The sequence below is a fragment of the Candidatus Clostridium radicumherbarum genome (genome assembly GCF_045310525.1).
Lineage (GTDB): Bacteria > Bacillota > Clostridia > Clostridiales > Clostridiaceae > Clostridium_AT > Clostridium_AT radicumherbarum.
Genome location: NZ_JBJHZY010000002.1, coordinates 188638 through 204001, shown reverse-complemented (window position 1 = coordinate 204001; position 15364 = coordinate 188638). Strand labels below are relative to the sequence as shown.

Sequence of the window (15364 nt, the reverse complement as noted above, 5' to 3'; positions counted from 1 at the left end):
TAATAAAAATTAAAGAAGGAAGAATCCTTCTTTAATTTTTTACTTACTATTATTTTTGAACTTTTCTTTAGTATTTTCTTCTTGAGCCTTGTTATCTTGTTTATAGGCTGCACTTCTTGAATGATATTTACAACTGTTAGGACCAGTTGAGGGTTCCTGATGCTCATTTTCTTTTCTTCCCATAGCTTAATCACCATCCTTATAATGCCTGCAATTATAGTATGTGATTATTTTTCATATTTAAACTATGATAAAGATTTATATATTAAAATATCAGTCGTAATTAAATTATTCATGCATTATATAAGTTGTTCCCAATCGGCATATAACTGTTCTAAAATACTGTTTGCAGCGGCGATTTCCTTATTTACCTCTTCACTTTTTTGCGGGTTTGAATAAGTTTCCTTAAGACAAAGAAGGTCTTGTAAGTCTGCTAATTTTTTTTCATTGCTGCTTATTTCGGCTTCGATATTTTTAACTTTTAAAAGTTTTTCTTTTTCCTGCTTTTCCAGTTCTCTTTTTTTCTTTCTTTCATCTTGAATTTGAGTCTTAGTTTTTCCCTGTGCTGCTATTTCTTCTTCAAATCTTAAAGGATTTTTCTTTTTTTCTATATAGTAGCTATAATTACCTAAATATTCTTTAACTCCATCTTCTTTAAGTTCATAAATTTTATTAATTACCTTATTTAAAAAATATCTGTCATGGGAAATAACCAGTACTGTACCATCATAAGTAAGTATGGATTCTTCTAAAGCTTCTCTAGAGGGTATATCTAGATGGTTTGTAGGTTCATCTAAAAGTAAGAAATTAGATTTAGACAGCATTAGTTTTAATAGATTTATTCTGCATTTTTCCCCACCGCTAAGTGTATCAATGTTCTTAAATACATCATCACCTGTGAATAAAAATGCTGCTAAAGCATTTCTAAGCTCTGTAGTAGTCATATTAGGGAAATCATCCCAAACTTCATCTATAACACTTTTTTCAGAATGCAAATTAGATTGCTCCTGATCGTAGTAGCCTATAAAAACATTTTTGCCGAGAACCTTAACACCTGAATCTTTTTCAAGGTTATCCATAATAATTCTAAATAAGGTGGTTTTTCCTCTCCCATTTTCTCCGATTAATGCTGTTCTTTCTCCTCTTTTAATATCTAGGTCCAAGTTTTTAAACAAAAGCTTTTCACTAAAGGCTTTACTTAAATTTTCAATATACAGAACATCATTGCCAGATTTTATTTGTGTTTCAAAGATAATTTTAGCAGCTTTTTTTTCTTTATCAGGCGCCTCAATTCTTACAATCTTATCAAGTGCTTTCTCTCTGCTTTCAGCAGCCTTAATACTTTTTTCTCTATTAAAAGAACGGTAGCGTTCAATTATTTCTTCCTGCCTTTTAATTTCAGCTTGCTGAATATTAAAAGCCTTAAGCTGAACTTCATAATTTTTCTTTTTCAATTCTACAAAAGCAGTATAATTTCCATTATAGCTGTTTACATGCCCGTTAATTAGTTCAAGAGTCTTATTAGTTATAGAATCTAAGAAAAATCTATCATGGGAAATTACAATAACTGTTCCTTTATAATTTTTTAAATATTCTTCAAGCCATTCAATAGCATCTAAATCAAGATGGTTTGTAGGTTCATCTAGTAAAAGGATATCTGGGCTAGTTAATAGCAGTTTACAAAGTGCAACTCTTGTTTTTTGACCGCCGCTTAAGATATTTATGTTTTTATTAAAATCCTCTTCAATAAAACCGAGACCTTTAAAAACTCTATTGATATCTGCTTGATAGGTAAAACCACCTCTGTTATTATAAAGATCTGATAAGGAGGTGTATTCATGAATAATTTTTTCATGATATTCTTTTCTTGAGCTGTCATAGGGCTCATTTAACTTTTCAGTTAACTCCTTTATTCTATTTTCCATTTCAATAAGTTCGCTAAATACTGTTAAGAGTTCATCATAAATAGAATTAGTACTTTCTAAGGCTAAGTGCTGAGATAAGTAGCCAATCCTCTTATTCTTATCAATAAATAAATCGCCCTTATCTTGTTCAAACTGACCCGTTAGAATTTTAAAAAGTGTGGACTTTCCAGCACCATTGGCACCTATTAAACCTGCTTTCTCACCTTCATTTATATTAAAAGTAATTGTATTTAATATAACCTCAATACCATAGCTTTTATTTATTTCCTTACAACTTAAAACTATCACTTTAATCACTCCAAAATTTTTTCATCCATTAGTGTATATTGTACTATGTTATAGAAATATTTAAAAGGGGCATAAAGCTTTACTATTGTTTTATTACTTATTTACAAAAATATTGACAGTAAAAAAAAATTAGGTAATACTATAAAGTATAAATTATTAAACAAATAACTTAATGGATGTGAGGAAAACAATGGATAAAAAGAAAAATAATATATCAATGGCCGTTATAAAAAGACTACCTAAATATCATAGATATTTACAAGAATTATTAGAAAATGATATCGATAGAATATCATCTAAAGAGCTTAGTGAAAAGATAGGCTTTACAGCTTCACAAATAAGGCAAGACCTAAATTGCTTTGGTGATTTTGGTCAGCAGGGTTATGGTTACAATGTAAAAGATTTAAGCAATGAAATACGTTCAATTTTAGGACTGACAAAAGATTACAACACAATAATTATAGGTGCTGGTAACATAGGTCAAGCCATAGCTAATTACACTAGATTTGATAGGTTAGGTTTTTCTCTAATAGGTATTTTTGATGCAAATCCTAAGCTAACTGGATTAAGTATAAGAGATGTTGAAATTAAAGATATTGATACTCTTCCTGAATTTTTGCACAAAAATAAAGTTGATATTGGAATAATATGTGTTCCTAAAAATAGTGCACAAAAGGTTTGTGATGCCTTAATTCAAAATGGAGTTAAAGCTATTTGGAATTTTGCACCTACAGATTTAGAAATTCCTGAGGATGTTGTAGTTGAAAATGTACATTTAAGTGAAAGCTTGCTTACTCTTTCCTATTTATTGAAGGATAGAAACGAAGAATAAACTTATCAGAAAAATTAAACTTTTACAAATATTAAAAATAATACGCTCATTTAATTGAAAGATGAAAATTAAAAGTGTATAATGATAATTGGAGCAAATGCTTCAATTATTTTTATACACTTTTGTTAATATTTTAACATAGTGAAGTTTATTGGGGGGATATGGGTGAATAATATTATATTTGAAAAGGAAAATCATATTGCTATTGTGACTATTAACAGACCTAAAGCTTTAAATGCATTAAATTCAGAAACACTTTTTGAACTAGATCAAACTATAGACGATCTACTTAAAGATGAGGACATTTACGTAGTATTAATTACAGGAGCTGGAGAAAAGGCTTTTGTTGCAGGGGCAGACATCTCAGAAATGAAGGATTTAAATGTATTGCAAGGAAGAAAGTTCAGTATGTTTGGTAATAAGGTTTTTAGGAAGATAGAGAACATGGAGAAACCTGTCATAGCAGTGTTAAACGGTTTCACTTTAGGAGGAGGCTGTGAACTTGCTATGGCTTGTGATATTAGAATTGCTTCTACTAAGGCAAAATTTGGTCAGCCAGAAGTGGGACTAGGTATAACTCCAGGCTTTGGTGGAACTCAGAGATTATCAAGACTGGTTGGAATGGGAATAGCCAAGGAACTACTATATACAGGAAAAGTCATAGATTCAAATGAGGCTTATAGAATTGGCCTTGTTAATAAACTCATAGAACCAGAAATACTTATGGAAGAGGCGAAAAATCTAGCTAATACAATAGCTGCCAATGCGCCTATTGCTATAAAACTATGCAAATCAGCAATTAATAATGGTATGCAAGTGGACATAGACACAGCAATAATGTATGAGGCGGATATCTTTAGCGAGTGTTTTTCAACAAATGATCAGAAAGAAGGCATGGAAGCATTTTTAGAAAAGAGAAGCAAGAAGTTTTCTAATAGTTAATAATTAATATTTACAAGGAAAATGAAGAAGAGTATGAATTGTCCTTAAGGGAAATTTCAATAATCATCTTCAATTATAGATTTGTATGAAGTGGGGGGAAATGTATGGATTTTACATTTACTAGAGAACAGGAATTTGTCAGACAAATGGTTAAGGAATTTGCAGAAAATGAGGTTAAACCAATTGCTGCCGAAATAGATGAGACTGAAAGATTTCCAATGGAAAATGTAAAAAAGATGGCGAAATATAATATGTTGGGCATACCTTTTCCAGTAGAATACGGAGGAGCTGGAGGAGACAATCTTTCTTATATAATTGCAGTTGAGGAATTATCTAAAGTTTGTGGATCAACAGGGGTTATACTTTCAGCGCATACTTCTCTTTGTGCTGGCTTAATTCATCAGTTTGGAAATGCTATGCAGAAGGAGAAATATTTAATACCCCTTGCAAAAGGGGAGAAACTTGGTGCCTTTGGTCTTACTGAACCAAATGCAGGTACAGATGCTGCAGGTCAGCAGACTACAGCTATCCTTGAAGGAGATCATTACGTAATAAATGGTTCTAAAATCTTCATAACTAATGGAGGAGCTGCAGATACCTTTGTAATTTTTGCAATGACAGATAAAAGTAAGGGTGTAAAAGGAATATCGACGTTCATAATTGAAAAAGGCTATAATGGTTTTTCTATAGGCAAAAGAGAAAATAAACTTGGAATAAGAGCTTCTTCAACTACTGAACTTATTTTTGAAGATTGTATCGTGCCAAAAGAAAATCTAGTTGGCCAAGAAGGTAAGGGCTTTGGTATTGCAATGAAAACCTTAGATGGTGGAAGAATAGGTATAGCTGCACAAGCCCTTGGAATTGCAGAAGGTGCTTATGAGGAAGCTTTAAAATATATGAAGGAAAGAAAGCAATTTGGGAAAAGCTTAAGTGCTTTTCAAGGACTTCAGTGGATGATTGCTGATTTAGATGTAAAAATAGAAGCTGCCAGGCTTCTTGTTTATAAGGCTGCCCTAAATAAGGATATTGGCGTACCATATTCTGTAGAGGCTGCAAGAGCAAAGCTGTTTGCTTCTGAAACAGCCATGGAGGTTACCACAAAGGTTGTGCAAATCTTTGGAGGCTATGGCTATACAAAGGATTATCCAGTGGAAAGAATGATGAGAGATGCTAAAATCACTGAGATATACGAAGGCACTTCACAGGTTCAGAAGATGGTTATTGCAGGAAGTGCACTACATTAACAGTAGAAATGGGGGTTTATTATGAATATAATTGTATGCATTAAACAGGTACCAGATACAAATGAAGTTAAGATAGATCCGATTACTGGAACACTTATAAGAGAAGGTGTGCCTTCTATTATAAATCCAGATGATAAAAATGCACTTGAAGAGGCTTTAGTATTAAAAGAAAAATATAATGCTAATGTTACTGTTATTTCCATGGGGCCGCCCCAAGCTGAAAAAGCTTTAAGAGAAGCCCTTGCTATGGGGGCTGACGAGGCAATATTAATTACAGACAGGGCTTTTGCAGGGGCTGATACCTTAGCTACCTCTAGAGCACTTGCGGTGGCAATTAAAAAGATTCCTTATGATATTGTATTTGCAGGAAGACAGGCTATTGACGGGGATACAGCTCAAGTTGGGCCTGAAATAGCTGAGCATTTAAAGCTTCCTCAAGTTACTTATGTTGAAAAGGTGGAATTTGAAGGAAAGGAACTAAAAGTTAGAAGAGCTTTAGAAGATGGCTATGAAATTATAAAGGTGAAGACACCAGTACTATTAACAGCAATTAAGGAATTAAATGTACCTAGATATATGAATATTAAGTATATTTATGGGGCCTTTAAAAAAGAAATTAAAGTTTGGAACGCAAATGATATTGATTTAGATAAATCCATGCTTGGACTTTTAGGTTCACCAACTAAGGTTAGAAAGTCAATGACTAAAGAGGCTAAGGGTAAAGGAGAGGTAATAAATATGCCTCCTAAAGAAGCTGTAAGTCTTGCAATAGCAAAGCTTAAGGAAAAGCACTTTATATAAAAGGAGGGGAATTAAAGGTGGATAAGACTAATTATAAAGGTGTATGGGTATTTGCAGAGCAGAGAGGCGGCATCCTTCAAAAGGTTTCATTAGAGCTCCTTGGGAAGGGCCGTGAGATTGCCGAAAAATTAGATACTGAATTAACAGCAGTTCTTATTGGTCATGAAGTGAAAGCTTTAGGTAAAGAGCTAACAGCCTATGGGGCGCATAAAGTTTTGATTATAGAACATCCACTACTTGAAAATTATACAACTGACGGCTATACAAAGGTTTTATGCGATTTAGTTCAGCTTAAAAAACCTGAGATAATATTAATAGGGGCTTCATATATAGGAAGAGATTTGGGCCCTAGGGCTGCTGCAAGACTTAGCACTGGACTTACAGCAGACTGCACAGGACTTGATATAGATAGTGACACTAAAAACCTTATGATGACAAGGCCAGCCTTTGGGGGCAATTTAATGGCTACCATTGAATGTGCAGACCATAGGCCACAGATGGCAACAGTAAGGCCAGGAGTGTTTGAGAAGTTACAAAAGTCAGAAAATAGTAGTGGCGATATTGAAATTATTAATGTAGAATTAGAACAAGAAGATATCAAGACTATTGTTGAGAAAATTGTTAAAACAGCTAAAGATGTAGTAGACATAAGTGAAGCAAACTTTATTGTTTCAGGGGGCAGGGGAATTGGCAGCAAGGAAAATTTCGCAATTTTAAAGGTACTTGCCGATGCCCTAGGTGGTACAGTAGGAGCTTCCCGTGCGGCAGTAGAAAATGGCTGGATGGATAAGAATTACCAAGTTGGGCAGACAGGTAAGACTGTTAGGCCAAATGTATATATTGCCTGCGGTATATCAGGTGCAATTCAACATTTAGCTGGAATGCAGGAAAGTGATTATATTATAGCAATCAATAAGGATGCTGATGCACCTCTTATGAAGGTTGCAGATTTAGCCATTGTAGGCGACTATGCCAAGATAATTCCAGAGCTCACAGAACAAATCAAGCAGCTTCGCTAAAGTAACACTATATTGGTATTGATATCAGGTGTATTAAATGGTTAATTTAATTTATTTTAGGGGGGTACTATGGAAAAAATATTTGTATTAGGAGCTGGCACAATGGGGGCCGGTATAGCTCAAGCTTTTGCATCTAAAGGCTATGAGGTAATTTTAAGAGATATAAAAGATGAGTTTGTTGACAGAGGACTTCTTGGAATTAAGAAAAACCTTTCAAAGCTCGTAGATAAGGGTAAGCTTACTCTTGATGCTATGGAGGATATTCTTTGCAAAGTATCTGGCACAACTGCTTTAGAGCTTGCTGAAGATTGTGACCTTATAATTGAAGCAGCTATAGAAAATATGGAAATAAAGAAAAGTATTTTTAAAGAGCTGGATATGCTTTGTAAAGCTGAAACTATTTTTGCTACAAACACATCTTCACTTTCTATTACTGAAATTGCATCAGCAACCAACAGACCAGACAGATTCATAGGCATGCACTTTTTTAATCCAGCTCCAGTAATGAAGCTTGTAGAAGTAATAAAGGGTATTGCAACCTCAGAAAAAACCTTCAATGCTGTAAAAGGGCTTTCTACAGCAATTGGAAAAGACCCTGTGGAGGTAAAAGAAGCTCCTGGATTTGTAGTAAATAGAATTTTAGTACCTATGCTAAATGAGGCAATAGGAGTACTGGCAGAAGGAACTGCCTCTGCAGAGGATATTGATAAGGCAATGATGCTAGGAGCAAATCATCCTATGGGACCACTTACACTTTCAGATTTTATTGGAAATGATATTGTACTTGCTATTATGGAAGTATTATATAATGAAACTGGAGATCCTAAATATAGACCACATACCTTACTTAAAAAATATGTAAGAGCTGGATATCTAGGGAGAAAAACAGGTAAGGGCTTCTTTAATTATAAATAAATTTGCTTAAATTTAATAAAAAGCATAAAAAGACAAAGAATAATTAATGACTGATTATTCTTTGTCTTTTTATATTATTCCTACAAATAAGCTGCCCTGAAAACTTATTTAGATAAATTACTGAAAAAGCACAACATACAACACTGCTTTTTTTGATGCTGCAAAATAAATATATCTATGAATATAGTAAAAATTATAATGCATAAAAAAAATAATATGCTATAATAACATTGTATTATAAAGTTGACTGACTAATCAATCAAAAATAATATGACTAATATTTCCTAAAGTTAATTTTATATTTGAAAATTAAATATTTTATTATATAATATAACTGCTGCTTATCTTAATCTGACAAAAAACGTTTGCAATAGACATAATAAGACAATTAAATCATAAATAACTTTATAAATACATGAAATACAATTAGCAGAGCAATTAAAAATTGTTGTATAAATTATAAGGAATACAAGGAGGATTTTATGTACAAGATAGTAGGAAAAAGACTTTTAGTACCCAATATATATTTAATGGATGTTGATGCACCTCGAGTAGCAAAGGCAGCAAAACCCGGACAATTTGTAATAGTTAAGATGGATGAAAAGGGTGAGAGAGTTCCCCTTACCATTTGTGATTATGACTCAGAAAAAGGAACTGTTACTATAGTATTTCAAAGTATGGGAACCTCAACAAAAGAAATGGCTGAATACGAAATTGGTGAGAGCTTTAGTGACTTTGTAGGACCACTTGGCCAGCCTTCTGAAATGGTTCATGAAGATATTGACACCTTAAAACAAAAGAAAATTATGTTTATTGCTGGTGGGGTTGGTGCAGCTCCTGTATACCCTCAAGTTAAATGGCTTAATGAAAGAGGAATTAAAGCAGATGTTATAATGGGAAGTAAAACAAAGGACTTGCTTATTTTAGAAGAGGATATGAAGCAGGTTGCAGGTAATGTTTTTGTTGCAACAGATGACGGTTCCTATGGCTTTAAGGGAATGGTTACAGATTTAATTAAAGACTTAGTATTAAATCAAGGCAAACATTATGATATGGTAGTTGCTATTGGACCTATGATAATGATGAAATTTGTTTCTAAGCTTACTAAAGAGTTAGGCATTCATACCATAGTCAGCCTAAATCCAATTATGGTTGATGGAACAGGGATGTGCGGTGCGTGCAGAGTCACTGTGGGTGGTGAGACAAAATTTGCTTGTGTTGATGGTCCGGAATTTGATGCTCATTTAGTAGACTTTGATGAAGCTATGAGAAGACAGACAATGTATAAGACAGAAGAGGCAAAGTCTGAATTTAGAAAAAGTCACAGCGGCGGCGGATGCTGCAGCTGCAGTGATAACAAATAGATAGACGGGGGAAAAGTGATGGATAGAATGAAGAAAACTCCAATAAAAGTTCAAGATCCAGAAGTAAGAAGGACAAATTTTGAAGAAGTTTGTTTGGGATATACAGAGGAAGAAGCAATGCAGGAGGCATCAAGATGCCTAAATTGTAAGAATCCAATGTGTGTTACTGAGTGCCCGGTTACTATAGGAATTCCAGAATTTATTCAGCATGTTAAGTCAGGTGACTTTGAAAAGGCTGCAAAGGTAATTGCAAAACAAAGCTCACTTCCTGCAGTATGTGGAAGAGTATGTCCGCAAGAAACGCAATGCGAAGGCAAATGCATTTTAGGAATTAAAGGAGAGCCTGTGGCAATTGGAAAACTTGAAAGATTTGTAGCAGATTGGTCTAGTGAAAATAACATAGACTTATCAGAAACAAGCAGTAAAAAAGGAAAAAAGGTTGCGGTAATAGGTAGTGGTCCTTCAGGCCTAAGCTGTGCAGGAGACTTAGCTAAGCTAGGTTATGAGGTTACTATTTTTGAAGCTCTTCACGAACCAGGTGGAGTATTAGTATACGGTATTCCGGAATTTAGATTGCCAAAGGAAACTGTAGTTAAGAAGGAAATTGAAAATGTTAAAAAGCTTGGAGTTAAAATAGAAACTAATGTTATAGTTGGAAGAACGGTAACAATAGATGGACTACTAGAAAATGAAGGCTTTGATGCTGTTTTCATTGGTTCAGGAGCAGGGCTTCCAAAGTTTATGGGAATTCCAGGTGAAAATTCTAACGGCGTATTTTCAGCTAATGAATTTCTAACCAGAACCAACTTAATGAAGGCTTTTAAGGAAGATTATGCTACTCCTATAAAAGTAGGAAATAAAGTAGCAGTTGTTGGCGGCGGTAATGTGGCCATGGATGCAGCAAGAACTGCATTAAGGCTTGGTGCAGAGGTTCATATAGTTTATAGACGTTCTGAAGCAGAACTTCCAGCAAGAGTTGAAGAGGTTCATCATGCTAAAGAAGAAGGAATTATCTTTGACATGCTTACAAACCCAACTGAGATACTAGCAGATGAAAAGGGCTGGGTTAAAGGAATGAAGTGCGTTAAAATGGAGCTTGGAGAGCCTGATGCTTCAGGAAGAAGAAAGCCAGTTGAGATTCTTGATTCAGAATTTATTATGGATTTAGATACTGTAATAATGTCTCTTGGAACTTCACCAAATCCATTAATATCTTCCACTACTGAAGGCTTAGATATAAATAAGAAAAAGTGTATTATTGCTGAAGAGGATACAGGACTTACTACAAAGGAAAGAGTATACGCAGGCGGCGACGCAGTTACAGGAGCTGCTACAGTAATTTTGGCTATGGGTGCAGGTAAAAAAGCAGCAAAGGCAATAGACGAATTTTTATCAAAATAGAAGAATAAGTAAATGGACAGTACAGTATGTGCTGTCCTTTTTTTGTTGATAATAGTCATTATTAATTATATACTTAAGTTATTGAAAGTAAATTTCGTAGTATGAAGGACAAAATTTGTAGATTGAGGTGGAATATGGATTATTCAAGATTAGAGAACTTTGATAATGGAGTTATTCTTAAAGATATAAAAAACTTTGAGCTTGCACATATATTTGATTGTGGACAGTGTTTTAGGTGGAATAGGCAAGAAAATGGGAACTATATAGGAATAGCCTATGGCAGAGTAATAGAGGTTGAGAAAAAGGATAAAGATGTTTTGATTTATAATACTAATGAAAAGGAATTTTATGAAATCTGGAAGGATTATTTCGATTTAGAAAGAGATTATTCTAATATAAAGGAGATATTAAGTAAAGATAGCCTCCTAAAGGTTTCGGTAGAATTTGGGCATGGAATTAGACTGCTGCAGCAGGAGCCTTTTGAACTTGTCATTTCCTTTATAATTTCCTCAAATAATAGAATTCCTATGATTAAAAAAGCCATTGATAATATAAGCAGAAGATTTGGAAATGCTATAGTATATAAGGATCAAACCTATTATACTTTTCCTACCTTAAAGCAACTTTCTAAAGCAACTGCAGCTGATCTTGCCGCTTGCAGCACTGGTTTTAGAGCTAAATACATTGCTGATACAGTGGAGAAAATTAATGCGGTAAATAATGAAAGTAATTTTGAATATGATTTAGACTGGATTAAGGCACAAAATGATGATGGCTGTCATGAGGCATTGCAAGAATTTAGTGGTGTTGGTCCTAAGGTTGCAGATTGTATTATGCTTTTTTCAATGGGCAAATACTCTGCATTTCCTGTAGATATATGGGTTAAAAGAGCAATGCAGCATTTTTATTTGGCACCAGATGTTTCACTAAAAAAAATTAGAGAATTTGCAAGAAATAAATTTGGGGAGCTTTCAGGTTTTTCTCAGCAATATTTATTTTATTATGCAAGAGAAAATAATATTAAAATTTAAGTATATTGTAGTGTAATGTACTTTATTACAAAAGGTGAATTATGTTAAATAAAATAAAGAAAGCAATCAAAAATGGTTTCAATTTCTTATACCAAAAAAGAGCCTATATAATTTTATCAATAGTTGCCATATTTGTAATATATATTGGCTACGAATATTACTCAAGATTTTTTGATGTCCTTAAGAGTCCGAAGAAAATTAAGGAAATTATTTTATCTTATGGCAGGTATAGCATTTTTGCCTTTTTAGGACTTCAAATGCTGCAGGTTATTGCTTTCTTTATACCTGGAGAAGTAATTCAAATTGCCGGAGGATACATATACGGAACCTTTCTTGGAGGGCTATTATCATTAGTAGGTATAACCTTAGGAAGCGGGCTTGTTTATGGTATAGCTAGATTATACGGCAGACCTTTAATAAAAAAAATAATTTCAGAAAAGCAATTGACCTTTTTTAGCAAAGTATTAAAGCTAGGAAGCATGAATTATGTCGTTTTTTTATTGTATCTAATACCTGGAATACCAAAGGATGTACTTGGCTACATATGTGGTATTTCTGAGATTAGCTTTCGGGACTTTCTGCTATATTCTACTTTAGGAAGAATACCAGGTATATTTATATCTGCATATTTTGGAGCCAAAATTTATGTAGGGAATAAAATTATGCTCATTGTTATTTCAATTGTTATGACAATATTATTTATATTTGGTGTCTTTAAAGGCGAACAGATAATAAGAAGATTAACAAAAAAGGTTACTTAAAAAAGATTATTGTTTTAATATAAGGCATTATTGTTTTTGATTACTAAATGTGCTACAATTTAGATAAAATTGTAAAATGTATGGGGGTCGCAAGATGGATTTTACTGAAATAGAAAGTCTTATTAGTAAGATTGATGGAGTCTTAAACACAAAGCTTGTAATTGATGAAGAAAACTTGCAAGAAGTTCATATATTAGGAAATACTTTAAGAGCTCCAAAGCAGATAGTTAGAGATATAGAATCCTCACTTCTAGCTGCCTTTGATTATAGAATTGATAGAAAGATAATAAGTATTGCACAAATACATACTGACGAGGCTCCACATATAAGAAGGATAAAGTATAGTGGTATAGACTTTAAAATAGATGGAAATGCCTTAGAATGTGCTGTATACCTTATTCATGACGGAGAAGAGTTTTCAGAAAAGACTAGTGGTATAAAAACTGCAGCTAATAGAAAAAAAATAGTTGCCGCTGCAACAGTGCGTTCTATTGAAGCTATTTTAGGACAAGCTTATTTATTTAATGTTGAAGACGTTTATATTCATTCAAGTAGAGATATAAGTTATGTTACAGTTATTATTAATATGGTTTTAAATGAAACTGAGGAAACCTTAATAGGTTCTGCAATAGTTAAACAAGATACCAACGAGGCAATTGCCAGAGCAGCCTTAGACGCAGTTAACAGAATGATTTTACGAGGCACTATTTAACACAGCCAATAAAGACCGGTTAATTTTTTTTCTTTACCCTTAGCGGAGTGAAATATGACAGTTCTTAGCGGAATGCTGTTAATTTTACAATAGGGGGAATGTGAAATGAAAAAGCTTATGCCATTATTCTTGGCTATACTTGCACTTTTAGCTGCAGGTGGATCAGTTTGGAGTTGGTACTAAATCACTGATATGACCGGTCTTTATATATATATAGGGGGATATTATGAAAGATATACCATTAAAACTTAAAGTATTTTTAGCTTCATTATATATTTTTACTATAGCTACTATAATATTTATGTATCAAAGTAATGCTTTCCATATTGTTCAACAAAATTATATGAAGGTAATTTTTTTTTCAATTGTATTAGCTGTATCAGAAAACTTTAGGATTGTGTATAAAGACATGGCATTAAGTACTAGTCTTGCAGTATTGGTAGCTTCTTTTATATTATTTGGACCATTAGTCGGAAATATTATAATAGTTATAGGCTTTTCGTTAACTTTTAAAAAAGTAGATGGTAAATATCATAATATATTCAAGGAACCTTTTTATAAGGTTTTATTTAACTACTGTGCTCAAATTATACCCATGATGTATGGAGGATTAGTTTATATAAGTTTAGGTGGAAATTTTGATCTTAGTAGTATATGGAGCAAGATTCCTTTAGTAATTATATATAGCATTATTTATCTCGTATTAAATACTCTTTTAATTTCAATATTATTTTCCATATTAAATAATAAAAAAGGTTTATTCTTTTTTATAAACATTATTAGGTTAAGTCTTCTTAATAGTGTTATAATGACACCTTTTGGAATTGTTCTAGCATATATGTTTAACAAATACAATTACATAGGTGTACTATTAGTAATCTTCCCAATAGTTCTAGTAAGATACACCTTCTCTCTATATTTAGAATCAAAAAATCAATACATACAAACTGTAGACACTTTAATGCATGCCATGGAAGCTAGAGATAAATATACAGAAGGTCATTCTAAAAGGGTTTGCGAAATTTCCAGCAGAATTGCTAAAGAATTAAAATACAGCGATACGAAAATTGAAAGAATACGTATTGCGTCACTTTTACATGACGTTGGTAAGATAGGAATAGATGATAAAATTTTAAATAAACCGGGAAAACTGACAAACGAAGAATATGAAATAATTAAGAGTCATCCAGGAATAGGTTACAACATTCTTAAGGATATTAAAAATTTACAAGATATATTACCAATAGTTCGTAATCATCATGAAAGATATGACGGAAAGGGTTATCCAGATGGGAAAAGTGGCAATGACCTTAATTTAGACGTTTTTATAGTTCAATTGGCAGATTCCATTGATGCCATGTCAACTGATAGGCCCTATAGGAAAGCATTAAGTGAGGAAGAAATTATGGCTGAAATAAATAAGTTTAGAGGAAGCCAGTTTCATCCAAAGGTTGTAGATGCCTATACAAAAATATTAGAGAAGCATAAAAATCAGAAGGCGGTGTAGAATGTTTCTTTTAGCATTTATAATAGCCATAATTGTTGGATATGCTTTAAATGGTAGACTTAAGAATATAGATGCCGCAAAGGTTAAGTTTATAAGCTTTGTATTTATATCGTTTTTTATGGAATTTATTCAGCTTACATTAATAAAAAAGGGATATTTGCACATAGGAATATTAACCTATTTAAGTGATGTTATTATGTACGCACTTTTACTAATATTTACTTATGCAAATAGAAGAAACAAATGGCTTTTGTTATTAGGAATTGGTGCAATGCTTAATGCAGTTGTTATTTTTGCTAATGGTGGAGTAATGCCAGTAAGACAAGAAATAGTAAAGGCTTTTGGTTATCATGGTGATGTAGCTCTGCAGGGGTTGTATAAATTAACTGATAAAAACACCAAACTTTATTTTTTAGCGGATATTATTCCTATTAGGTTTCCTAAGCCAGGTATTGCCAGCATTGGTGACATAACAGAAATACTTGGAATGGCACTATTTATTATAACTGAAATGAAAAACAAGAGGATTTCTAATAATATTATAGAAAATTAAAGATAGCTTCAAAATATAAAATATACTCTAATGGTGTATTTTATATTTTAAAGCTATCTTTTTACCTTT

At 32.8% G+C, this 15364-nt stretch carries 15 protein-coding genes; 13 read left to right on the top strand and 2 right to left on the bottom strand.

The window, feature by feature from the left end; genetic code table 11:
• Positions 1-39 precede the first annotated feature (39 nt).
• Both ACJDUH_RS10855 and ACJDUH_RS10850 read right to left on the bottom strand, forming a co-directional pair.
• Positions 40-183 carry a hypothetical protein gene (locus ACJDUH_RS10855; RefSeq protein WP_406765216.1) on the bottom strand — a complete coding sequence of 48 codons (144 nt, stop codon included), beginning with the start codon at positions 181-183 and terminating at the stop codon, positions 40-42.
• A 116-nt stretch (positions 184-299) separates the two neighbouring features.
• A complete protein-coding gene (locus ACJDUH_RS10850) occupies positions 300-2213 on the bottom strand; it encodes an ABC-F family ATP-binding cassette domain-containing protein (protein ID WP_406765215.1) in 1914 nt (637 codons plus the stop codon).
• A 190-nt stretch (positions 2214-2403) separates the two neighbouring features.
• Between ACJDUH_RS10850 and ACJDUH_RS10845 the strand changes: the two genes are divergently transcribed.
• From ACJDUH_RS10845 to ACJDUH_RS10785, 13 genes are all read left to right on the top strand, one after another.
• Positions 2404-3045, top strand: coding sequence for a redox-sensing transcriptional repressor Rex (locus ACJDUH_RS10845; RefSeq protein WP_406765214.1), 642 nt, complete (start codon positions 2404-2406; stop codon positions 3043-3045).
• 159 nt (positions 3046-3204) lie between these two features.
• Positions 3205-3987: a short-chain-enoyl-CoA hydratase gene (locus ACJDUH_RS10840; RefSeq protein WP_406765785.1), complete on the top strand. Its 783-nt coding sequence runs from the start codon at positions 3205-3207 to the stop codon at positions 3985-3987.
• Positions 3988-4091: 104 nt separating this feature from the next.
• A complete protein-coding gene (locus ACJDUH_RS10835) occupies positions 4092-5231 on the top strand; it encodes an acyl-CoA dehydrogenase (protein WP_406765213.1) in 1140 nt (379 codons plus the stop codon).
• A 21-nt stretch (positions 5232-5252) separates the two neighbouring features.
• On the top strand, positions 5253-6032 hold the full coding sequence (locus ACJDUH_RS10830; RefSeq protein WP_406765212.1) for an electron transfer flavoprotein subunit beta: 780 nt from the start codon (positions 5253-5255) through the stop codon (positions 6030-6032).
• A gap of 17 nt (positions 6033-6049) precedes the next feature.
• Positions 6050-7051, top strand: a complete 1002-nt coding sequence (locus ACJDUH_RS10825) for an electron transfer flavoprotein subunit alpha/FixB family protein (RefSeq protein WP_406765211.1) — start codon at positions 6050-6052, stop codon at positions 7049-7051.
• Between the two features lie 69 nt (positions 7052-7120).
• Positions 7121-7966: a 3-hydroxybutyryl-CoA dehydrogenase gene (locus ACJDUH_RS10820; RefSeq protein ID WP_406765210.1), complete on the top strand. Its 846-nt coding sequence runs from the start codon at positions 7121-7123 to the stop codon at positions 7964-7966.
• A 482-nt stretch (positions 7967-8448) separates the two neighbouring features.
• Positions 8449-9330, top strand: a complete 882-nt coding sequence (locus tag ACJDUH_RS10815; RefSeq protein ID WP_406765209.1) for a sulfide/dihydroorotate dehydrogenase-like FAD/NAD-binding protein — start codon at positions 8449-8451, stop codon at positions 9328-9330.
• Positions 9331-9348: 18 nt separating this feature from the next.
• On the top strand, positions 9349-10731 hold the full coding sequence (gltA, locus tag ACJDUH_RS10810) for an NADPH-dependent glutamate synthase (protein WP_406765208.1): 1383 nt from the start codon (positions 9349-9351) through the stop codon (positions 10729-10731).
• A gap of 134 nt (positions 10732-10865) precedes the next feature.
• Positions 10866-11762, top strand: a complete 897-nt coding sequence (locus tag ACJDUH_RS10805; protein ID WP_406765207.1) for a DNA-3-methyladenine glycosylase family protein — start codon at positions 10866-10868, stop codon at positions 11760-11762.
• Positions 11763-11803: 41 nt separating this feature from the next.
• On the top strand, positions 11804-12523 hold the full coding sequence (locus tag ACJDUH_RS10800; RefSeq protein ID WP_406765206.1) for a TVP38/TMEM64 family protein: 720 nt from the start codon (positions 11804-11806) through the stop codon (positions 12521-12523).
• A 94-nt stretch (positions 12524-12617) separates the two neighbouring features.
• Positions 12618-13235, top strand: a complete 618-nt coding sequence (locus ACJDUH_RS10795; RefSeq protein ID WP_406765205.1) for a hypothetical protein — start codon at positions 12618-12620, stop codon at positions 13233-13235.
• Between the two features lie 226 nt (positions 13236-13461).
• Positions 13462-14742 carry an HD-GYP domain-containing protein gene (locus ACJDUH_RS10790; protein ID WP_406765204.1) on the top strand — a complete coding sequence of 427 codons (1281 nt, stop codon included), beginning with the start codon at positions 13462-13464 and terminating at the stop codon, positions 14740-14742.
• Between the two features lies 1 nt (position 14743).
• A complete protein-coding gene (locus tag ACJDUH_RS10785) occupies positions 14744-15295 on the top strand; it encodes a DUF5317 family protein (RefSeq protein ID WP_406765203.1) in 552 nt (183 codons plus the stop codon).
• Positions 15296-15364: the final 69 nt, after the last annotated feature.